This window comes from Aequorivita viscosa, from assembly GCF_900106795.1.
Lineage (GTDB): Bacteria > Bacteroidota > Bacteroidia > Flavobacteriales > Flavobacteriaceae > Aequorivita > Aequorivita viscosa.
In genome coordinates this window covers 91,065-112,467 of the sequence record NZ_FNNS01000011.1, presented here as the reverse complement: position 1 = coordinate 112,467, position 21,403 = coordinate 91,065, and the positions used below count along the sequence as shown (strand labels likewise).

Annotated in this window: 25 protein-coding genes; 14 read left to right on the top strand and 11 right to left on the bottom strand. The window is 35.7% G+C overall.

The window, feature by feature from the left end; all coding sequences use genetic code 11:
• From BLW28_RS08370 to pyrF, 3 genes are all read left to right on the top strand, one after another.
• On the top strand, positions 1-213 hold a 213-nt coding region (locus tag BLW28_RS08370; RefSeq protein WP_143036858.1), incomplete at its 5' end, for an integrase core domain-containing protein.
• A 271-nt stretch (positions 214-484) separates the two neighbouring features.
• On the top strand, positions 485-1,561 hold the full coding sequence (prfA, locus tag BLW28_RS08365) for a peptide chain release factor 1 (protein ID WP_073217136.1): 1,077 nt from the start codon (positions 485-487) through the stop codon (positions 1,559-1,561).
• 140 nt (positions 1,562-1,701) lie between these two features.
• On the top strand, positions 1,702-2,538 hold the full coding sequence (pyrF, locus tag BLW28_RS08360; RefSeq protein WP_073217139.1) for an orotidine-5'-phosphate decarboxylase: 837 nt from the start codon (positions 1,702-1,704) through the stop codon (positions 2,536-2,538).
• Here the strand turns inward: pyrF and BLW28_RS16150 are convergent.
• From BLW28_RS16150 to BLW28_RS08350, 3 genes are all read right to left on the bottom strand, one after another.
• Positions 2,528-2,695 carry a Lacal_2735 family protein gene (locus BLW28_RS16150; RefSeq protein WP_143036857.1) on the bottom strand — a complete coding sequence of 56 codons (168 nt, stop codon included), beginning with the start codon at positions 2,693-2,695 and terminating at the stop codon, positions 2,528-2,530. The two genes, pyrF and BLW28_RS16150, sit on opposite strands and share 11 nt — an antisense overlap.
• A 174-nt stretch (positions 2,696-2,869) precedes the next feature.
• Positions 2,870-3,571: a DUF4197 domain-containing protein gene (locus tag BLW28_RS08355; RefSeq protein WP_073217431.1), complete on the bottom strand. Its 702-nt coding sequence runs from the start codon at positions 3,569-3,571 to the stop codon at positions 2,870-2,872.
• An 82-nt stretch (positions 3,572-3,653) separates the two neighbouring features.
• Positions 3,654-4,562, bottom strand: a complete 909-nt coding sequence (locus BLW28_RS08350) for a T9SS type A sorting domain-containing protein (protein WP_073217142.1) — start codon at positions 4,560-4,562, stop codon at positions 3,654-3,656.
• A gap of 164 nt (positions 4,563-4,726) precedes the next feature.
• On the opposite strand from BLW28_RS08350, the gene BLW28_RS08345 reads away from it, so the two are divergent.
• The 3 genes from BLW28_RS08345 (at position 4,727) to BLW28_RS08335 (ending at position 9,178) form a co-directional block, all read left to right on the top strand.
• Positions 4,727-8,152: a methylmalonyl-CoA mutase family protein gene (locus BLW28_RS08345; protein WP_073217145.1), complete on the top strand. Its 3,426-nt coding sequence runs from the start codon at positions 4,727-4,729 to the stop codon at positions 8,150-8,152.
• Positions 8,153-8,216: 64 nt separating this feature from the next.
• Complete coding sequence (parS, locus tag BLW28_RS08340; RefSeq protein WP_092842556.1) at positions 8,217-8,717, top strand: type II RES/Xre toxin-antitoxin system antitoxin; 501 nt, start codon at positions 8,217-8,219, stop codon at positions 8,715-8,717.
• A gap of 2 nt (positions 8,718-8,719) precedes the next feature.
• The gene (locus BLW28_RS08335) at positions 8,720-9,178 is read left to right on the top strand and encodes an RES family NAD+ phosphorylase (protein ID WP_073217150.1); all 459 of its coding nucleotides are present in this window, start codon (positions 8,720-8,722) and stop codon (positions 9,176-9,178) included.
• Here BLW28_RS08335 and BLW28_RS08330 read toward each other — a convergent pair.
• Complete coding sequence (locus BLW28_RS08330) at positions 9,175-9,753, bottom strand: hypothetical protein (protein WP_073217153.1); 579 nt, start codon at positions 9,751-9,753, stop codon at positions 9,175-9,177. The genes BLW28_RS08335 and BLW28_RS08330 overlap by 4 nt on opposite strands.
• Positions 9,754-9,827: 74 nt before the next feature.
• Complete coding sequence (locus tag BLW28_RS08325) at positions 9,828-10,256, bottom strand: hypothetical protein (protein ID WP_317042275.1); 429 nt, start codon at positions 10,254-10,256, stop codon at positions 9,828-9,830.
• 94 nt (positions 10,257-10,350) lie between these two features.
• Here BLW28_RS08325 and BLW28_RS08320 point away from each other — a divergent pair, with 94 nt between their 5' ends.
• Positions 10,351-10,794 (top strand): Lrp/AsnC family transcriptional regulator, encoded by a 444-nt coding sequence (locus BLW28_RS08320; RefSeq protein ID WP_073217158.1) that lies wholly within the window; start codon positions 10,351-10,353, stop codon positions 10,792-10,794.
• A gap of 97 nt (positions 10,795-10,891) precedes the next feature.
• Positions 10,892-11,095, top strand: coding sequence for a hypothetical protein (locus tag BLW28_RS08315; protein ID WP_073217160.1), 204 nt, complete (start codon positions 10,892-10,894; stop codon positions 11,093-11,095).
• Positions 11,096-11,204: 109 nt separating this feature from the next.
• Here BLW28_RS08315 and BLW28_RS08310 read toward each other — a convergent pair whose 3' ends face one another.
• Positions 11,205-11,837: a hypothetical protein gene (locus tag BLW28_RS08310; protein ID WP_073217162.1), complete on the bottom strand. Its 633-nt coding sequence runs from the start codon at positions 11,835-11,837 to the stop codon at positions 11,205-11,207.
• A 166-nt stretch (positions 11,838-12,003) separates the two neighbouring features.
• On the opposite strand from BLW28_RS08310, the gene BLW28_RS08305 reads away from it, so the two are divergent.
• Positions 12,004-12,609 carry a DUF1684 domain-containing protein gene (locus BLW28_RS08305; protein WP_073217164.1) on the top strand — a complete coding sequence of 202 codons (606 nt, stop codon included), beginning with the start codon at positions 12,004-12,006 and terminating at the stop codon, positions 12,607-12,609.
• Here BLW28_RS08305 and crcB read toward each other — a convergent pair.
• Together crcB and BLW28_RS08295 are read right to left on the bottom strand one after the other, a co-directional pair.
• The gene (crcB, locus tag BLW28_RS08300) at positions 12,606-12,977 is read right to left on the bottom strand and encodes a fluoride efflux transporter CrcB (RefSeq protein WP_073217167.1); all 372 of its coding nucleotides are present in this window, start codon (positions 12,975-12,977) and stop codon (positions 12,606-12,608) included. The genes BLW28_RS08305 and crcB overlap by 4 nt on opposite strands.
• A gap of 83 nt (positions 12,978-13,060) precedes the next feature.
• On the bottom strand, positions 13,061-14,194 hold the full coding sequence (locus tag BLW28_RS08295; protein WP_234946457.1) for an SRPBCC family protein: 1,134 nt from the start codon (positions 14,192-14,194) through the stop codon (positions 13,061-13,063).
• Positions 14,195-14,265: 71 nt separating this feature from the next.
• On the opposite strand from BLW28_RS08295, the gene BLW28_RS08290 reads away from it, so the two are divergent.
• A complete protein-coding gene (locus tag BLW28_RS08290; protein WP_073217170.1) occupies positions 14,266-16,305 on the top strand; it encodes a dipeptidyl-peptidase 3 family protein in 2,040 nt (679 codons plus the stop codon).
• Positions 16,306-16,394: 89 nt separating this feature from the next.
• Here the strand turns inward: BLW28_RS08290 and BLW28_RS08285 are convergent, their stop codons facing one another.
• A complete protein-coding gene (locus BLW28_RS08285) occupies positions 16,395-16,583 on the bottom strand; it encodes a hypothetical protein (protein ID WP_073217173.1) in 189 nt (62 codons plus the stop codon).
• 122 nt (positions 16,584-16,705) lie between these two features.
• Here BLW28_RS08285 and BLW28_RS08280 point away from each other — a divergent pair, with 122 nt between their 5' ends.
• Entirely contained in the window at positions 16,706-17,092 is a 387-nt protein-coding gene (locus tag BLW28_RS08280; protein WP_073217176.1) for a pyrophosphohydrolase domain-containing protein, read from the top strand.
• Positions 17,093-17,216: 124 nt separating this feature from the next.
• Here BLW28_RS08280 and BLW28_RS08275 read toward each other — a convergent pair whose 3' ends face one another.
• The gene (locus BLW28_RS08275) at positions 17,217-18,287 is read right to left on the bottom strand and encodes a branched-chain amino acid aminotransferase (protein WP_073217178.1); all 1,071 of its coding nucleotides are present in this window, start codon (positions 18,285-18,287) and stop codon (positions 17,217-17,219) included.
• Positions 18,288-18,397: 110 nt separating this feature from the next.
• Between BLW28_RS08275 and BLW28_RS08270 the strand changes: the two genes are divergently transcribed.
• The 3 genes from BLW28_RS08270 (at position 18,398) to BLW28_RS08260 (ending at position 20,594) form a co-directional block, all read left to right on the top strand.
• Positions 18,398-18,913, top strand: a complete 516-nt coding sequence (locus tag BLW28_RS08270; protein WP_073217181.1) for a DUF4920 domain-containing protein — start codon at positions 18,398-18,400, stop codon at positions 18,911-18,913.
• Positions 18,914-18,918: 5 nt separating this feature from the next.
• A complete protein-coding gene (gene mnmD, locus BLW28_RS08265) occupies positions 18,919-19,590 on the top strand; it encodes a tRNA (5-methylaminomethyl-2-thiouridine)(34)-methyltransferase MnmC2 (RefSeq protein WP_073217183.1) in 672 nt (223 codons plus the stop codon).
• A 98-nt stretch (positions 19,591-19,688) separates the two neighbouring features.
• Positions 19,689-20,594, top strand: coding sequence for a TIGR01777 family oxidoreductase (locus BLW28_RS08260; protein ID WP_073217187.1), 906 nt, complete (start codon positions 19,689-19,691; stop codon positions 20,592-20,594).
• Between the two features lie 130 nt (positions 20,595-20,724).
• On the opposite strand, the gene BLW28_RS08255 is transcribed toward BLW28_RS08260, so the two are convergent.
• Positions 20,725-21,375, bottom strand: a complete 651-nt coding sequence (locus BLW28_RS08255; protein ID WP_073217189.1) for a YceI family protein — start codon at positions 21,373-21,375, stop codon at positions 20,725-20,727.
• Between the last annotated feature and the right edge of the window lie 28 nt (positions 21,376-21,403).

Below are 21,403 nucleotides of genomic sequence, written 5' to 3'. Positions count from 1 at the left end.
CAAAATGCTTTTATAGAACGTTTCAACGGCTCATATAGGCGTGGGGTGCTAAACAAATATATTTTTGAAGACCTACACCAAGTGCGTGAACAAACTCAAATTTGGATGGATGATTATAACCATAAAAGACCACACGATAGCTTAGGGAAAATACCACCAGTAAAATATGCTGAAAACAAACGTGTCGCTGCCGCTAGGCTCATTTTAAAATAAAATGGCTTTAAAGAAACAATATGAAGAGAAAGCCATTCTATTTTAAAACGTAAAAAATTATATATTTGGAAAAACTAACAGTTCTAAATAGGGGAAGCTTACATTTTTGTTCTCATCCAAAGTATTTGCGCGTAATCGTCTTATGTCCTAAGTCTTCCCGTCCTAAGTCCCTTCAAATTCCTCACCCAATCCTGTATTAAAACAACAACCCATTTTCCCTAATTAGATTTCGCACAAAAAATTGTAGCTTTGCAACCATTATTAAATCTATATGTTAGACAGACTTCACATAATTAAACAACGTTTTGACGAGGTGAGCGACCTCATTATTCAGCCCGATATAATTTCGGATCAAAAGCGTTATATCGAATTAAATAAAGAATACAAAGATTTGCGAATCTTAATGGATAAGCGGTCGGAGTATCTAGAACTTACTAGCAATGTTGAGGAAGCCGAAGAAATAATTTCTGACGGAAGCGATGCCGAAATGGTCGAAATGGCAAAAATGCAGCTTGAGGAAGCACAGAATCGTTTGCCACAGCTTGATGAAGAAATTAAGTTTTTATTAATTCCGAAAGACCCTGAGGACTCTAAAAATGCCGTAATGGAAATTAGAGCTGGAACAGGAGGTGACGAAGCCAGTATTTTTGCAGGTGATTTGTTTAGAATGTACACCAAATATTGCGAAAGTAAAGGGTGGAAAACTAACGTAATGGACTTTAGTGAAGGTACAAACGGTGGTTTCAAAGAAATTCAGTTAGAAATAGAAGGAGACGATGTTTACGGAACCTTAAAGTTTGAAGCAGGAGTACACCGTGTACAACGCGTACCACAAACCGAAACTCAAGGGAGGGTCCACACAAGTGCGGCTACAGTAATGGTTTTTCCAGAAGCAGAAGAGTTTGATATAGAAATTAACCCTAAAGATGTTCGTGTAGATTTCTTTTGTTCTTCAGGGCCTGGAGGACAGTCGGTAAACACAACCTACTCGGCGGTAAGACTTACCCACGTCCCAACAGGGCTTGTAGCGCAATGTCAGGATCAAAAATCGCAACATAAAAACAAGGAGAAAGCGTTTAAGGTACTTCGCTCTAGACTTTATGATATGGAGTTGGCAAAAAAACAAGCCGAAGATGCTGCTAAGAGAGGCTCGATGGTAACTAGCGGTGACCGTAGCGCTAAAATTCGTACATATAACTATTCGCAAGGACGGGTTACCGACCACCGAATTAATTTAACGCTTTACAATTTAGGAAATATCATAAACGGCGATATTCAGGAAATTATTGATGAACTTCACCTAGTTCATAATACTGAGAAGTTGCAAGATTCTGGAGAATCGTTTTAGAAATGACTTAAAATTATAGGACGTAGGACGAAGTGATAATGAATTTATAATACCTTTTTTGAAAGCTGAATCTACTCCTATGTCTTACGTCCTACCGTCCTATGTCATATTAAACAACCGTCGGATATAATTAAACAGTAATGACAACCAACCAATTGATTTCTGAAATTAAAAAGAAAAAGTCTTTTCTCTGTATCGGCCTTGATGTAGATTTAGATAAAATTCCCACATTTCTTTTAGACGAGGAAGATCCAATATTTGCGTTCAACAAAGCTATTATTGATGCTACGCATCAATATGCCGTAGCTTACAAGCCCAATATTGCTTTTTATGAAGCCTACGGGTTAAAGGGTTGGAAATCGTTAGAGCAGACTATAAATTACTTGAATGAAAACTATCCGGAGATATTTACAATTGCCGATGCCAAACGTGGGGATATAGGCAATACTTCAACAATGTATGCCAAGACGTTTCTAGAAGCTTTAGATTTCGATTCGGTTACCGTTGCTCCTTATATGGGCAAAGATTCTGTAGAACCTTTTTTAAATTTTAAAAATAAACATACCATCTTATTAACGCTCACGTCTAATGAAGGCGCTTTTGATTTTCAAACTAAAAAAATAGAAGAAAAGGAATTGTATAAAGAAGTGTTGGAAATTTCTAAAACTTGGGAAAATAGTGAGCGCCTAATGTATGTAGTAGGGGCGACCAAAGCGGAATATTTTAGGGAAATCCGGAAAATTGTTCCCAATGCGTTTCTTTTAGTTCCTGGTGTGGGGGCTCAGGGTGGTAATTTGAGCGAAGTATGCAAATATGGTCTTTCAGCAGATGTTGGTTTATTGGTTAATTCTTCCCGAGGAATTATTTATGCTTCAACAGAAAATGATTTCGCTGAGGCTGCTTCAAATGAAGCCAAATGCTTACAAAACGAAATGGAAGCTATATTGAAGAGTCAACTACCAGATTTCAATTCGTAATTTTCTTTATTTCTTCATAAATCAATTCAGCTTGACGATGTAATTTTTCGCTCTTCTTGGGGTCGTTTAATGATATCTCGTAAGACTGATGCATTAGTTTTCTGTGACGAATTTTCAATCTTTCAAGCTTCGATTTTCGTTTAAACCATTCGAACATATTGCTACTTTTTAGAATACGAAATCTACAATGATAATTCTCGATAGTCTATTAAAAGTAGGTTAATGATTTTGTAAAGTATTCCGAAGAAAATTTTAGGCAACAACATTAAAAAAGCAGATTTCAAAAGGATGAAACCTGCTTAGTAAAATTATTTTCTGTGTGACGTTTCAATTAGTCCTGCAAGGCGAATACACTTCGTAATAGGTTAGTGGTTCTTGCAGAAACATTAGTTCGTATTTCTTTTTCTTCAACCGCAATCATCGTGAAAACACCTTTAAGGGCTTCTTGAGTAACATAGTCGGTTAAATCTGGATTTACCTTTGTTACGAATGGAACCGAGTTATATCTATTAATAATATTGCTCCAGATTTGATCTGCACCCACTTTTGAAAAGGAATTCTTGATTACAGGATTAAATTTTGAGTACAATGCTCTGTTGGTCCGTTGCTCTAAATAATTAGTAGCCGCATTTTCAGGTCCAAGTAGAATATTTTTAGCATCAGTAAAAGTAATTTCTTTAACGGCTTGAACGAAGATAGGCGTAGCTTCTTTTACTGCGTCTTCAGCAGCGCTATTAAGTACCTTGAGACCTTCATCAGCAAGACTTCCAAGTCCGATATCCCTTAATGTTTGATCAACTTTTTGTAATTCTTCTGGCAATAGAATTCGCACCATTTGATTATTGTAGAAGCCATTTTTCTGTGTGAGCTTTGTAACCTGTTTGTCTATTCCCATATCCAGAGCTTGCCTTAATCCATTAGCAATTGTGGCCGAATCCATTTGAGTAGGCATGTTATTAACCACCTGTTGTAATTCTGCACAAGACACGAAGGTAAATATCGAGAATACTAAGAATATTTTTTTATAGAACATGAAATATAATTTTGGCTGCAAAGATAAAAAAAAAGACCCATCCCGAAGGAAAGGTCTTTCTGAATGGTCGTCGTTATAAATATTACTTAATAACTTTAACTGTTTTAGATGTATTTCCAATAGATACTTTAACCAAATAAGCACCCGAAGCAAGAGCGCTCATATCAACTTTTGGAGAAATGATACCAGGTTGAGAAGATAGAACAACTTTACCTAAAATGTCATAAACAACAACTTGGTCAACAGCAGTTTTAGTGCTAATCTTTAAAACGTCTTTAACAGGGTTTGGATATACGCTGAAGTTATCAGCAGTAAAATCTTCAACTCCAAGAAAACCTTCGGCATACACAACGTCGTCTATGTAAAGTTCGTTAAAATTATCACCTCCTGTTTCTACTGGAGCCGAATAGAAATCGACAGACCCTAAATTTGAACCAGAATAGAAAGGACCGTTATAAACTTCATTTCCATCAAGTAAAATAACTACAGTATCGGCATCTAAATCGATATGGTGAGTAATTTTAAACCAAGTGTCTTCAGGGTAATCAAAAGCAGCTACAACGTTTGCTGGGTTTTGGTCGTCTACAATCCATCCTGTAGCGGGGTTTTCGTTTATATAATTGTAATAAACGTTAATTGCCCAAGCTCCAGCTCCTGGGTCTTCGTTTTCTTGGAAATTATAGTATCCGCTTTTTCCAGCAGGCACATAATTATACCAAGATACTGTAAACTCACCAGAGGATTCACCTCCTAATTTTAAAATTGCATCTTGAGTGCTGTCGTCTCCAATCATCCCTGATTGAAATCCTGAATGCGCATAAGTGTCCACAATAATAATTCGTTCAGCTTCTGCACCCGCTGTCCAAGTGGTCCAATGATCATTCTCGAGAGGCCCAAACGGATAGCTCTCCATATCATCATTAATAATTTGTGCATTTGATGAAAGGAACATTCCTGCCATTGCAAATGCTAATAAGTAGGCTTTTTTCATAATATTACGATTTTGTTGTTAATAAATATTTTTGCAAGATACAAAATAAACAAATTCGCACAACAAAAATTTTTATATTTTTAGTAAAGGCAAAGTTGACTTTACAAGCATTTTCATTAGGTTTTCACTAAATTTGCCAACTGTTATAAAATATCCTAATTACTATGAAAGTCATAAAACCATATATCCCTAAAAATAATGTTCGAATTGTAACGGCTGCCTCGCTTTTTGATGGTCATGATGCCGCTATTAATATTATGCGTCGTATCATTCAATCTACAGGTGTAGAAGTAATACACCTTGGACATGACCGCAGTGTTGAAGAAGTTGTGAATACAGCAATTCAGGAAGATGCCAACGCTATTGCTATGACCTCTTATCAAGGTGGGCATAACGAGTATTTTAAATATATGTACGATTTGTTGAAGGAGCGTGGCGCTGGACATATTAAAATTTTTGGCGGCGGCGGCGGCGTAATTCTTCCTTCTGAAATCAAAGAGTTGATGGATTATGGAATTACCCGCATCTATACCCCAGATGATGGTAGAGAGTTAGGGCTACAAGGAATGATAAATAATTTAGTTGAAGAATCGGACTTTCCTATAGGTGATAAACTGGACAATGAATTTGAACAGCTTCCTTCAAAAGAAATTGGGGCTATATCAAGAATTATTTCGGCTGCAGAAAGTTTTCCAGAAGTAGCTGAAAAAACGCTCGATAAAATTCATACTAAAAATAAAAACAGTACTATTCCTGTTTTGGGTATCACAGGAACCGGAGGGGCTGGTAAATCTTCTCTTGTCGATGAACTGGTACGAAGATTTTTACTTGACTTCCCAGATAAAACAATGGGAATTGTATCTGTAGATCCTTCAAAAAGAAAAACAGGTGGTGCGCTACTCGGGGATCGTATTCGTATGAACGCTATTAACTCGCCAAGAGTATATATGCGAAGTTTAGCTACTAGACAAAGCAACTTGGCACTTTCAAAATATGTTACCGAAGCTATTGAAGTTTTAAAAGCTGCCGAATATGATCTTATCATTATTGAAACCTCAGGAATTGGTCAAAGCGATACGGAAATCTTAGAGCATAGTGATGTTTCGTTATATGTAATGACTCCAGAATTTGGAGCTGCAACACAATTGGAGAAAATTGATATGCTCGATTTTGCCGATTTGGTTGCTATAAACAAATTTGATAAACGAGGATCGCTGGACGCATTGCGCGATGTTAAAAAACAATATGTTCGAAACCATCAATTATGGGAGACACCTCAAGATGACCTCCCTGTATATGGAACTATTGCTTCGCAGTTCAATGACCCAGGAATGAACAAGTTGTACAAAGCAATTATGGAGAAAATTGCTGAAAAGACGAAATCAGAATTGAAGAGTGATTATCATGTAACCGAAGAAATGTCTGAAAAAGTCTTTGTAATTCCCCCAGCACGAACACGTTACCTTTCTGAAATTGCTGAAAATAATCGAGCTTATGACAAAAAAGCAAGTCAACAATCTGAAGTAGCTCAAAAACTGTATGGAGTTTTCAAGACGTTAGAATCTATTTCGGGTATTACCCCAGAATTAGACAAGGCTGGTATTGTTTCAGAACCTATTTTAACCGATGACAGCAAAAAAGAATTATTAAAGTTATTATTAGCAGAATTTGATCGTGAAAAATTGAACCTAGATCCGTATAATTGGGAAGTAATTATGGGTTGGGAAGAAAAAGTGAACAAATATAAAGCTCCAGTTTACAGTTTTAAAGTGCGTGGAAAAGAAATTAAGATTGACACTCACACCGAATCTTTGTCGCATACACAAATTCCGAAGGTAGCTTTACCAAAATATCAAGCTTGGGGAGATATTCTTAAGTGGAATTTACAAGAAAATGTTCCTGGTGAATTTCCATATACTGCTGGATTGTACCCGTTTAAGCGAACAGGGGAGGACCCTGCACGAATGTTTGCCGGAGAAGGAGGCCCTGAGCGAACCAACAGACGTTTTCATTACGTAAGTCTTGGTTTACCCGCTAAACGATTGTCTACAGCTTTTGATAGTGTTACTTTATACGGAAACGATCCAGACCATCGCCCTGATATTTATGGAAAAATAGGGAATGCCGGAGTTTCAATTTGCTGCTTGGACGATGCAAAAAAACTGTACTCAGGATTCGATTTAAGTCACCCAATGACATCGGTAAGTATGACAATTAACGGACCTGCACCCATGTTATTAGGTTTCTTTATGAATGCTGCTATTGATCAAAACTGTGAGAAATACATTAAAGAAAATGGATTGGAGGCCGATGTTGAAGCGAAAATCAAAAGCTTGTATGAAAATAAAGGAATTGATCGCCCAAAATATCACGGAGAACTCCCAGAGAACAACGACGGACTTGGGTTGATGTTACTTGGGGTAACTGGAGACCAAGTTTTGGATGCTGACGTTTATAATAAAATAAAATATGAAACCCTTCAGCAAGTTAGAGGTACTGTTCAAGCAGATATTTTAAAGGAAGATCAGGCTCAAAACACTTGCATTTTTTCTACGGAATTTGCTTTACGACTTATGGGAGATGTTCAGGAATATTTCATCGAGAAGAAGGTAAGAAACTTCTATTCGGTTTCTATAAGTGGATACCATATAGCTGAGGCTGGCGCAAACCCAATTACACAGTTGGCTTTTACTTTGTCTAACGGGTTTACGTATGTTGAGTATTATTTAAGCAGAGGAATGGATATTAATGAATTTGGGCCAAACCTTTCGTTTTTCTTTAGCAATGGCATAGATCCTGAATATTCTGTAATTGGTAGAGTTGCCCGTAAAATATGGGCTAAAGCAATGAAAGAAAAGTACGGTGCTAATCCACGTGCGCAAATGTTGAAATATCACATTCAGACTTCTGGGCGCTCGCTTCACGCTCAGGAAATTGATTTCAACGATATTCGTACAACCCTACAAGCGCTGTATGCTATTTATGACAACTGTAATTCGCTTCACACAAATGCTTATGACGAGGCAATAACAACGCCAACTGAAGAAAGCGTAAGACGGGCAATGGCCATTCAATTAATTATTAATAAAGAATTGGGGCTAGCGAAAAACGAGAATCCAATTCAAGGAGCATTTATAATTGAAGAACTGACAGATCTTGTTGAAAAGGCGGTTTTGAAAGAATTTGATAGCATTACCGAACGTGGGGGAGTGCTAGGCGCTATGGAAACGATGTATCAACGTAGTAAGATTCAGGAAGAGAGCCTGTATTATGAAACCTTGAAGCATAATGGAGAGTTTCCAATTATTGGGGTTAACACATTTTTGAGCAGTAAAGGTTCGCCTACTGTTCTCCCTGCTGAAGTAATTAGAGCTACCGAGGAAGAGAAACAAGTGCAAATAGGTACGCTTCAAAATCTTCATAAAATGTATGGTGAAAAGGCGGCTCCTGCACTTGAAAAGGTTCAAATGGCTGCAATTCAGAATGAAAACATGTTTGAACAATTAATGGAAGCTACTAAAGTGTGTTCATTAGGGCAGATAACAGAATCTTTATTTAAAGTAGGAGGGCAGTATAGGAGAAATATGTAAAAAATAGGTTTAACAATAGGAATGTACGACAAAAATACGTAAATTTGAGTCAAATGTCGTGGTTGTGAGTAATTATAAAAACTATACTAGTGTAAACCTAATTAAAGAGCCAGAAGTGTTTTACCTTTTGGAAAATCCTTTTGATAGAATTGTAGGCGTGCTTGGTGGGGTAAACCAAGTTGGTCAGATCGTTAATAGTGATATTGACCTAATTACCATTACTCGAAAAGGGCTTCCTAAAAGTGTTGTCTATTCATTATGCGAAGTGCTCGATATTTCTATGGAAAAGTTGAGCGATCTCTTACATATTTCGCATAGAACCTTACAGCGCAAAGCCGATGACGATCTGCTAGCCGTTTCTATTACTGAACAACTCTTCGTAATAGCTGAAGTAGTTTCAGAAGGTATAAATGTGTTTAATACCCTCGAAAACTTTAGAAGTTGGCTACATTCTACCCCATATATCTTTAACGGTCAAAAGCCTTTAGACTTTTTAGACACAAGTTATGGGGCTCATTACGTTAAAAACATTCTTGGGCGTATTGCCCACGGTATTCCTTCGTAGTTGTGCGTATTTATAGAATTTCCAAAACACAATATATAAATGATTTGTCCGGTGAAGGGGCTAGGCTTTATGGTGGGCGATGGAATAAAAAAGGAGATTCCCTGTTGTATTTCTCACAAAACCTTTCTTTAAGTTTATTAGAAATTATCGTTCATGTTGAGTATGCCAAACTTCCCATGGACTATTCGTATGTGGAAGCTGAAATACCCGATTCTTGTATTAAAAAGATTCAATCCATCGATTTTATACAACCTAATTGGAGCTCTGATGGCGCTGTAAACGAAACTCAGATGGTGGGTTCGAATTGGATTAATACGAAGGAAGGATTGGCTATGAGCGTTCCTTCTGTAATATTACCTCAAGAGCATACTATTTTGATTAATCCAAAACATGAAGATTTTGAAAAACTAAAGATTTTAGGAATTCACCAACTAGATATTGACCCTAGGCTATTTCGTTAATCTTCTGGATTGTCATCCTCCTCGTCAGTGAGGTCTCCAAACTCATCAAAATCTCTAAAGAAATCGGATGCATCAAAAGGGATGTCATCATCTGGATCGTGGTCATCATAGTTTACTCCTGGAGGATTGAAAAGTCCCCATCGGTCTATTAGGTAGTCCCATGGGTCGAAAGTTTTCACCCATTCAGCAAAGAGAATTCGAAATTCTTCGATTTCATTTCTCAATAAATCGCAGTAGTCTATTTCTTTAAATCCGTGCATTTTCAAGGCGGTCATATGAACGGATAATTCCCTTGCAGCTTTTCGGATTATTGCGGCATTTTCCATTTTAAGGTCATATAACTGACTTCCCCAAGCTCCAGCAATCTTAGGCGCGATTTTGGAGGCGTCTTCCACAATATAACCAGCATATTCTTTGAGTAAATCCTTTTCAAACTCTGAGTTTGAATTGTTATTGGTTTTTGAAGCTAATTCAGCAATGTGATAGGCCAAATCCCAAATTAACATTGCTTTTTTATAAATACGAGATTTTTCAAAACTTTTGAAATCCATATTTTCATTCTCTTCCTCAAACATAATTCAAATTTAAAAGTGTATCACAAAACTACGAATCGGAATAGTAAAAAACCTAATTTAGCCACAACCGTGGATTAAAGCGTGAGTTGCCACACGTGCTGAAGGCGTCGAAATTTAATTAGCTCTTTTCGCAATAGCGGAAGAAAGTCTTTACCATTGCTGTTAATACGCTCTAGGCGTTTACAATTTTGATACAAAAGATTTGAAAGGCGCATTACTGAAGCTGCATGCTTGTGTTTTTCGTCTTGAAACAATTGGCTTTCAGCCTTTAAAATTTGCGGGCCCAAAGAAACGGATTGTTGAATGATATCGCCAGTAAAATATATTTCACAATGTTCTTTTCCATTTTTTTGGAGGTGCACCAAGTCATGGCTAAGATAGTTTGAAATATGCCTAGTTAGTTGGAGTATTTCCTGAGCTTTTTTGTAAACGGCGGAATTTGAATTATTTCCGAAAGTTGGAGACGACATTTCTTGATGTATTCTTAATTTAAATTTACCCAAATTTAAGGACTAACAATGCCAAATCACAACTGATATTAAAGCAAATGGCTATATTTGCTTTAAATATTATCTTATAATTAAACATTATCTTAAAATGAGTATTGATAACCTAAATTGGAAAATTCTTAACTGCCTTCAAAAAAATCCTCGTCAGCCAAACACTGTAATTGGAAGGGAGGTTGGCATTAGTTCGCCCGCAGTTTCAGAACGAATTAAAAAAATGGAAGACTCTGGTATAATTGCAGGATACTTTACTGTTATTTCACCTTTTGAGGTTGGATATCAATTCAAGGCAATTATTACCCTTCGCGCATTTATGGGAAAACTGAAACCTTTTCTTGAAATTGTTAAAACCTATGATGAAGTTCTCAATTGTTATCGTATTACGGGTAACGAAAATATTGTAATGGAAGTTGTTCTAAAAAATCAGAAGCACTTAGAGGCTTTCATTGATCAACTTATTGTCTATGGCGAAACAAAAACGCAAATTGTACTTTCACATGTTGTTAAAAATAATGACTTAAAACCTATGAAATAACGCTTGTAAACTGTTAAATATCTTCTAATTAAAATTACCTTAAGATTTACTAGATTGGTTTACAATTATCTTTAACGGTTAAAATAAACTTACTTACATGAAGAAATATACTATCCATTTTTTAATTATTACCATTATTACGGCATTACTCGGATTTACTGGTTTAGATTATCCAGGGGTAATGGTAGTTAGACTAATTTGTCTTTTCGCTGGAATTGCACTTATGATTTCGTGTTTAGATGCTATTATCGTTATTCGGAAAAATCGAAGAAAGGTAAAAACAGAAGAGGTTAAGGGTTAAAAAACTTTTATTTTGTTGTAAGAAACTTGTGCTCAATAAAATATTAAAAATTTTGTATTAGCTATCCTGTATTAGATTTATTCTGTAAGTGGTCTGGATGATAAAATAATTAATCAACTAAGCGTTGTAGCGATTTAGCTAGTTTATAGGCAGCTAATTCGTATGCTTTTCGCATTCGATACAAACTTGGTCCTGCACCTTCCCCATCACCTTTTTGTTTATTGTATTTTGCCATAGCACGACTTATTTCAGTTGCATAAATTATAGTTTCTGGTTTTTTGGTTTCATAAAAATATATTTGAAGTGTTACTTTCGCAGGTCGGTCAATAATTCCAGCGTCGTAACCAAAATACATCCAAGTTGGCACAACCTTCATGGTATAAGTTGCTTCGGTGTTATTCATTTCAAAATTAGGTGCATTTTTACTATCGCTTAACTTCGCATTTAACTGATTAGTAAATATTTCTGGCCAAGTTTTAATTTTGTTAATATTGTATTCAGAAATCCATTTACTTGCTTCTACAGTAGATGCTTGCCTATTTATTTTTGTTCTAATTTTTTGAATGAATTCCATTTCGTATACATCGTCTATCATTAATAATGAATCCTGAACAAATACAATGTTTACATTTTTCTGTGAAGTTAAAAAAGAAAGTGCTTTCTTGTCAATTTTTATATGCTGTGCCGAAATAAATGGTGATGCAACGCATATAAATAGCAGATAGAGTAGGGGTTTTAGCATGTTTTTAATTTTTACTAAAAATAAAAATTATTTAGAACTGGGAACGTATTTATACTTTTTAAAAACTTTCTAAATTGAATGGTTTGATGAATTATTTTTAAAAACATCAACGTAAAATAAACATTTCAAGATTGAATACTTTTCCTATTTTTACTAAAAACTACAGATGAAACATTTACTTATAGTATCATTTTTACTATTCAACTCAATTAGTATTGCGCAAGAGAAAACATCAATTACTGAAAGCAGGGCAGCGCAAGACGAATTAAATAAGGAATATACAAACCCAGAAACTACAATTTTTAAACCGGAGGACTTTAAAAACTTCACAGGTTTGGAATTTTATCCAATCGATGAAAAGTTTATCGTAAAGGCTCGTTTGATTCGTACGCCAAATGAAAAACCTTTTTTAATGCCAACTACTACAAATCGTTTACCAGAATATGTAAAATATGGAGAAGCACATTTTTCTATTGATGGAAAGGATTTTGTATTGAGCCTCTTTAAAAGTACACAACCGTACGACGAACCTGGATATGAAGATTATTTGTTTCTTCCGTTTACTGATTTAACGAGTGGGGACGGTTCGTATGGCGGTGGCCGGTATTTAGACCAGCGAATTCCAGTAGGCGATACATTAACCTTAGATTTTAATAAGGCATATAACCCGTATTGCGCTTATAATGAGCGATATTCTTGTCCAATTCCGCCAAAGGAAAATGACCTTTTGATTAGAATAGAAGCAGGTGTTAAGGAATTTCATAAGAATTAGAAAAATTTTACAAGCCACATTCCTAGAAAAACCATAGCGAAGCCAACTACAAAACTAGCTAGAGTGTACAATGCGAACAACATAAAATCACCAGTCTTTAAAAAAACGTGATTTTCATAGGCAAATGTAGAAAAGGTAGTGAATCCGCCACAAAATCCTGTTGCGAGAAACAATACTGTATTTGACGAAAGTGATTCATTTTTTAGAGCAGCTCCAAGAATTAATCCTATTAATAAGCTACCTAAAATATTTGCTGCAAAAGTACCATACGGAATCCCTGTTTTAACGCCATCCATATATCTAGAAATAGCATACCTTAATACACTACCAATTCCCCCTCCAACAAAAACTAATACCAGTTGTTTCATTTCGCGTTAGAATATATTTTAATTTCTAGAATCATTTATTGCCACATAAAATTATAGAGTTAAAGTTTGAAAAACCCTATATTTTACAAGCCAGTTTCTGTCAATCCATCCGACGTAACAATTGGGATGTATACCTCAGTTAACCACTTTGCAGGGTTTGGCTCTTCGTTTGAATCTATTATATAAACTTCGAATATTTTGCGACCAGAATCAACTTGATGACTGTTTTTTTCAATAAACTTCATACCTTTTAGTAAAGCTTCAGGTAAATGACTGTAATTTCCTTTAAGAGAAACTTTAACAGCTGAAACTGAATCCATAAAACCACATACTACTGGACTTCCTTCTGGTGTAATAACTCGTTCTTTTACAGGCAGCCCTGTAGAGAAGATTACGGTGTTGTTTATTGTATCGGTTTCATTATAAAGTATAAAAGGATCGCCAGAAATATTTAAGTTATTATCGGAAACAAAGCCCTGAACAAGTTTCATCATAGATGTTGCTTTTCCATCGACTTCTTGTTGCTTGGCAACCGATGTTGTGTACATATAATAACCACCGCCAAATTGAGTAACACCATCAACATTAATTGAATATTTTTTCATATCGGCCACAACTTCCTGCGAGATATTTTTAAGACTTTCTTCGTTTAATTTTTGAATTTTTTCAGTAAGACCTGAATCATTGATGGCGTAATAAACCTTATCCATTAGCGAATGTTCACCTCTTGTTTCCCATCGCACCGTTGTACTGTCGCCTTCCGATTCAAAATTCCAAGACATAGCAGCTTCACTTGTTCCCGTAGGAGAATCAAAAACTACATCTTGTAAAATTTCTTTGTTCGGTATAAGTTTAGTTGTAGTAATAGAACCACTGTTTTTCCCTTCCCAAGAAAACGAGGCGCCTTCACCACTTGTTTTTTCGGCATAATTAAAAATCATATTGGGGTTTTCCTGCTTCCAAGTTATCCAGCTTTCCCAGCTTTTATAATCGTTAACCTTATCAAAAACAACTTCGGCAGGAGAGGGTATGGTAATGGTTTCTTGAACAACGTACGAGCCATCTTTGGTACCAAAGTAGATTGCGCCGCCTATAATTATTAAGAGTATAAGAAATACGAGATATTTTAAAATTTTCATCAGTGGGGGAGTGTTTATTTCTTGGGCTAAGATAATGAAAAATGATTGAAGCTGCGCAACATCAATACCTTCAATCATTTGTTCAAAAACGAATTAATTTGAAAGGATAATATTTTAGTACATTTGCGAAAAACTAAAAACAATTAAAAATGAAGAAAACCTTGTTTATTGCAATGGCAATGAGTGGATTATTGTTTTTTTCTTGTAATGAGAAAAAAGAAGAAAAGCCTGTTGCTCAAGTGGAAACTGAACCAACCGCAGATTTTGACTATAGTGTAGAGCAATTTAGCGACATTAAAGTTTTACGCTATCAAATTCCAGGGTGGGATGAGCTTACTTTAAAAGAACAGAAACTTGTTTATTACCTCACCCAAGCAGGATTGGCTGGGAGAGATATTATCTGGGATCAAAATTACCGCCACAACCTTACCATTAGAAAAGCATTGGAGAATGTGTATCAAAATTATGAAGGTGATAAATCTACTGAAGATTGGAAAAATTTTGAAACTTACTTAAAAAGAGTATGGTTTAGTAACGGTATTCACCATCACTATTCTAGCGATAAACTGAAGCCTGAATTTTCTTCAGATTATTTAAAACAATTATTGACTGAAACTAATACTACACTAGAAGGAGAAGCTTTTGATGTGGTTTTCAATGATAAGGATCTAAAAAAAGTTGATCAATCAAAAGGAATTGACAACGTGCTTCAAAGCGCTGTAAACTTTTATGGACCAAACGTGACTAATAAGGATGTAGAAAACTTCTATTCTAAAAAGAAATCACCAGACGCTACCAAGCCGTTGTCTTTTGGCCTTAACTCAAAACTAGTTAAAGAAAATGGTAAGTTAACAGAAATGGTTTATAAGTCGGGAGGCCTTTATGGTGAAGCAATTGATAAAATAGTTGAGTGGCTTGAGAAAGCACAAGGTGTTGCCGAAAATCAAGCACAGGCCGATGCTATTGGATTGTTAATTCAATATTACAAGACCGGTGACCTGCAAACTTGGGACGACTACAATGTAGCGTGGACAGCTGCAACGGAAGGAAACATTGACTATATAAATAGTTTTATTGAAGTTTACGAAGATCCGCTAGGGTATAAAGGCACTTATGAAAGCATTGTTCAAGTTAAAGATTTTGATATGTCAAAGAAAATGGCAGTTCTTTCTGAAAACGCTCAGTGGTTCGAAGATAATTCCACTTTAATGGATGAGCACAAAAAGAAAAATGTTGTGGGTGTTACTTACAAAGTTGTAAATGTTGCAGGTGAAGCTGGTGATGCTTCTCCAAGTACGCCAATTGGTGTAAACCTTCCAAACGCTAACTGGATTCGTGCGGCTGTGGGTAGTAAATCTGTTTCATTAGGTAATATTATTGAAGCTTACAACAACGCAGGAAGCTCAGGAAGATTGAAAGAATTTGTTCACGACGACGAAGAATTGGAATTAGAGAAACAATACGGTCAAGTTGCAGATAAACTTCACACCGCACTTCACGAAGTAATTGGTCACGCATCTGGTCAATTAAATCCTGGTGTAGGTGAAACAAAGGAAACACTTAAAAACTACGCTTCTACATTAGAAGAAGGCCGTGCAGATTTAGTAGGACTATATTACTTATACACTCCAAAATTACAAGAGTTAGGATTGGTTGATGATTGGAAAAAAGTGGGAATGGCTGCTTATGATAGTTACATCCGTAATGGATTAATGACTCAGTTAATTCGTCTAAACCTTGGTGACGACGTTGTACAGGCGCATATGCGTAACCGCCAGTGGGTTTCTTCTTGGGTTTATGAAAAAGGGAAAGCCGACAACGTAATTGAAAAAGTTACTCGTGATGGTAAAACATATTTCAACATAAACGATTACGAAAAACTTCACGATCTTTTCGGTCAATTGCTTCGCGAAACTCAGAGAATCAAGAGTGAAGGCGACTATGCAGCGGTTGAGAAATTAGTTGAAACTTATGGTGTTAAAGTAAATTACGATCTTCACAAAGAAATTTTAGAGCGTAACAAGCAATTTACATCTGCACCATATAGCGGATTTGTAAATCCGGTTATTGTTCCAAAAATGAACGATAACGGCGAGATTGAAAGTTTTACAATTGAGCAACCAAAAACATTTGCCGAGCAGATGTTACATTATGCTAAAAACTACAGTTACTTGCCAGCTGTAAACTAAAAAGTTGTTCTAATATTTAGAAAAGGCGCCTCGAAATTTTCGGAGCGCTTTTTTAATTGACACTATCCCGCTAAGTGTGTAAGGTCAAATTAACCCTTTAGGTACGTTTTCATCAATACTAAAAATGCTATAAAGGCAATAAAACCAACCAAAACCCAAATACTTCCTTTGTATTGCTTTTTATGAAGTTTTTTATCTTTTAAATAGCTATAAGCAATGATTCCAAAAAAAGCAATTAAAGCGATTATTGCGAAAATCCATTGGCCTGAGGTAAACATAATATTGTAATTTTATAGCTCCAAAAATAACGATTAAATGATATACAGAATCGGGTTTGTAAGAAAACAAATTCTCAATCTAGTAGTACCATTTTTACCTAAGTATAATTTGAAAATAAACTATGAAAAATAAAATAAAGGCCGTTTCCGAATTTCACAAAGCATTTGGTCTAGGAATGAAGGATGCGCCAACAGCTGAACTTGGCATTAAAAAGAACTTATTACGTTATAAGCTCATGCGCGAAGAAAACGAAGAATATCTTGAAGCTGCTAACAACAACGATTTGGTTGAAGTAGCCGATGCTTTGGGCGATATGCTCTATATTTTATGCGGTACTATTATTGAACACGGAATGCAACATAAAATTGAAGAGGTTTTTAACGAAATTCAGCGAAGCAATATGAGCAAGTTAGGAGCCGATGGAAAACCTATTTATCGCGAAGATGGAAAGGTTTTAAAAGGTCCAAATTATTTTGGTCCAGACATAAAAGCTATCCTTGAAAAGTAGGGGAGGATAATTCAAACAGAGATACAAAATCTATGTAAGATGATTAAAAGAAGAAAACCCCTCAAATCACTAAAGAATTTGAAGGGGTTTTAATTATAGGAGTGCTAAAACGTTTTAGTGTTGCTTAAACAACTTCAAACCTCCAGCCAAAAGGGTCTTCACTTAGGTTTCGTTGTATATCTGTTAATTCCTTTTTGAATTTCGCAGCAAAACTGTCCTCTTGTTTTTCAATTTCGTATGTCTTGTTCTGAAAACTAAAAGCACTAATCGGACTAATTACAGCAGCTGTGCCAGCGCCAAAAATCTCTTTTAAACTTCCATTTTTCGCTGCTTCTACAATTTCAGAAACCAATACTCTTCGTTCTTCAACTGCAATATTGTCTCTTTTTGCAAGATCGATAACACTTTTACGAGTAACCCCATCAAGGATTCGGTCGCTAATAGGTGCTGTTAATAAGGTGTCATTTACTCTAAAAAACACATTCATAGTCCCAGCTTCCTCTAAATATTCGTGAGTACTTGCATCTGTCCAAATTATTTGCTGAAATCCTCTTTCACGAGCCAAATTTGTCGGGAAGAATTGTGCGGCATAATTTCCAGCAGCTTTTGCGGCACCAACACCACCATTAGCCGAACGACTGTAGTGCTCTGCAATTTCAACTTGTATGTCGCCAGTATAATACGCTTGTGCAGGCGACATCAAAATCATAAACTTATATTCTGTAGAGGGTGATGCACCAACACCCGCTTGTGTTGCAAATACAAAAGGACGAATATATAAAGAGTTTCCAGGACCCTTTCGCACCCATTCTCTGTCCATACTCACTAATGTGGTTAACGCTTCAAAGAATAAATCTTCAGGAAATTCAGGTATTGCTAATCGAGCAGCAGATTTATTAATTCGTTTTGCATTTTGGTCTGGCCTAAAAAGCCAAACTTTATCTTCTTCGTCTTTAAAAGCTTTCATTCCTTCAAAAACTGCTTGACCATAGTGAAAAACCTTAGCAGCAGGAGAAATAGTTAATGGCCCATACGCTTTAATAGTTGGATTTTGCCAAACCCCGTCTTTAAAGTCACATTCAAACATATGGTCACTAAAGACATTTCCAAATACCAGCTTGTCGAAATCTACTTGATCGATTCTGGATTTATCTACTTTTTGGATATTGATTTTCTTGCTAATAGGAGTATTCATCTATAAATGTATTTATTCTGTAAAAATAGCAAAAATTAAGGGCATAAAAAATCCAAAAAATGACTAAAATTGCAATGTATTACCAATCAATAAACTAATATCTTTATTAAATGAAAAAAATTCTATTTATTTTAGCATTAGCAGGAGTTACAATTGCCTGTAAAAACGAAAAGACAGAAGTAGAACAACCAGTCGAAGTTCAGGAAATTGCCGTTAATTACCAAAGCATTGGAGATGAAATCACTGATAAAGAAGTGTTGACTAAATCTCAAATGGCCGAAAAATTTAAAAGCCTTAAAACTGGCGATACTTTAAACCTTAAATTTTCATCAGAAGTAAAAGAAGTTTGCCAAAAGAAAGGCTGCTGGATGAAAGTGGATATGGGAGAAGAGGTTGCTATGGTTCGATTTAAAGACTACGGTTTCTTCATGCCAAAAGATATTGCTGGACAAGAAATTATTCTAAACGGAAAAGCATACATCGAAGAAATGAGCGTAGAAGACCAACGCCACTATGCAGAAGATGGCGGAAAGTCTGAGGAAGAAATTGCTGCTATTACAGAGGTAAAACGAACCTTAGCTTTTGAAGCAGATGGGGTACTTATTCCTCAAGTTGAAAAAGAATAACACTTTTGAAACGCACTCTATTAAAAACGGGCGACGGCTCTTACACTTTGCATATTGAAGAATGGAACGAACAATACCATTCTAAGCACGGTGCAATAGCCGAAGCCCTTCACGTTTTTATTAAAGAAGGACTTTATTATTGGACTGACACATTTGCAAGTAAGGAAGTTTCAATAATGGAAATTGGATTTGGCACAGGACTAAATGCATTCCTAACTTTACTAGAAACTAAAAAACACCACTTTAAAATAGATTATTCAGGTGTTGAAGCATATCCATTAATGGCTTCCGAAGCAACCTCACTCAATTACCCTTCTCTTTTAAATGCTTCTGAAAAAGATTTTTTTAAACTCCATGATTCTTCTTGGGAAAAAGCTGAAACAATTTCTGATAACTTTAAATTAACCAAGGTGAATAAATTTTTTTCAGAAATAGCTATAGAAAATACGTTTAACATAATATATTTTGATGCTTTTGGAATTCGTGTTCAACCAGACCTTTGGACTGAAAGCATTTTTCAAAAGATGTACAAGGCTCTAAAAACCAATGGCGTATTGGTAACTTATGCTGCAAGTGGTAGTGCGCGACGCGCCATGACTGCTGTCGGATTTTCTGTAGAACGTCTTCCTGGGCCTCCAGGAAAAAGAGAAATGTTGCGAGCTACTAAAACAGGGTAGCATTCACAATTTCCATTATTAGTTACTTTTCATAAATTTCATAATCTTCCGTTAACAAGCTTTGCTATTCCTGCAGATAGCTCTATTTTTAAGATAATATGAAAAAGGTGTTAATTACAGGGGCTACGGGACTAATTGGCAGTAAACTTGCCAAAGCATGTCTGCATGCTGGTATCGAGGTTAATTACCTTACAACCAGCAAAGAAAAGATTGAGAAAACAGAAAAATATAAAGGGTTTTATTGGAATCCGAAAGAAGGAAAAATAGATTCAGAGGCTTTTGAAGGCGTTACGGCTATTATCAATTTAGTGGGCGCTACTATCGCAAAGCGATGGACGTCTAGTTATAAAAAAGTAATTATTGAAAGTAGGGTCGAGTCAATGAAGCTTATTTATAATACCCTAGAAAATATAGAGCACGATGTGAGTCATTTTATATCGGCTAGCGGCGTCAATATTTATCCCAATTCTGAGACAAAGTTATATACCGAAGAAAGTGAAGAAGTTGACGATAACTTTCTAGCTAAAGTGGTTGTTGCTTGGGAAAAAGCAGCTACCAAATTTAAAAATTTAGGAATGGAGGTGACAAAAGTGCGCACCGGAATGGTATTAGCCAAGAACGATGGAGCCTTACCAAAATTGGTACAGCCAATTAAATTGGGATTGGGAGCACCTTTAGGAGATGGAAACCAATGGCAGTCTTGGATTCATATCGATGATATTGTTGGAATTTATATGTTTATACTTCAAAACCAGATTGAAGGTATTTTTAATGCCGTTGCACCAAACCCAATACAAAACAAAAAACTAACTAAACTTATTGCAAACCATTATGGCAGTCCGTTATGGTTGCCTAATGTTCCGGCATTTGCACTAAAGCTTATTTTAGGCGAAATGTATGTTTTGGTCGTAGAAGGACAATTGGTCAGTTCAAAGAAAATTGAAGAATTAGGATACAGATTCAAGTTTTACAATATTGAACCAGCGCTTCAAGACTTGTTGTAAACTAAGTTTTTATTGCTAAACATTAAGAACAGTATTACTACAAAACTGTTTAAATAACAAAGGGTTGGTCTTAATTTAAAGACCAACCCTTCGTTTTATTATGAGCTCTTTTAAAAGAGCGGTAATATTATTATTTCTTAGCTACGATAGACAATGTAATTTTCATATCATCGCTTACAAACTTATCACCCAAGTTTGGAAAAATAGATTTTGATCCAAAGTTCACGTCCCATTTAGTACGATCTAAATTGAAAGGTTCGCTAACAAGCTCTAAATTATCACCATTTATAGTAATAGTTGCAGGAAATTCAATAGCATTGGTTTTTTCTTTAATTGTAAGGTTTCCGTGTACAGTATTACCTTCAATTTTTGTCAATTCAAATTTAGAAGTAGGGTATTTGTTTGCGTTGAAAAAATCGCCTTCTTTTCCTTCAACCGTTCCCATTAAGTGAGCTTCAAGATTTGCTTTGTACTCTCCTTCAAGATCCTCAACATTAATAGACTTCATGTCGATTTCAAATTTTCCAGCTTCAACTTTATCGTTGTTTACAGAAAAAGCACCTGAAGCAAGTTTAATTGTACCAAAATGAGTAGTAGTTGGCTTAGAGCCTTCCCATTTAATAGCAGATGCAGCTGTATCTACTTTGTATTCTACAGCCACTTCAGAAGCTTCAGCAGCAGTTTCGATTTCTTTTGCAACTTCTTTTTCGTTGTTCTTACACGAAAATGTTCCAATTGCCAAAAAGGCAAGCATTGTGATTTTTAAGGTTGTTGATTTCATATGTTGTTTTTTTAATTGCGTGCAAACA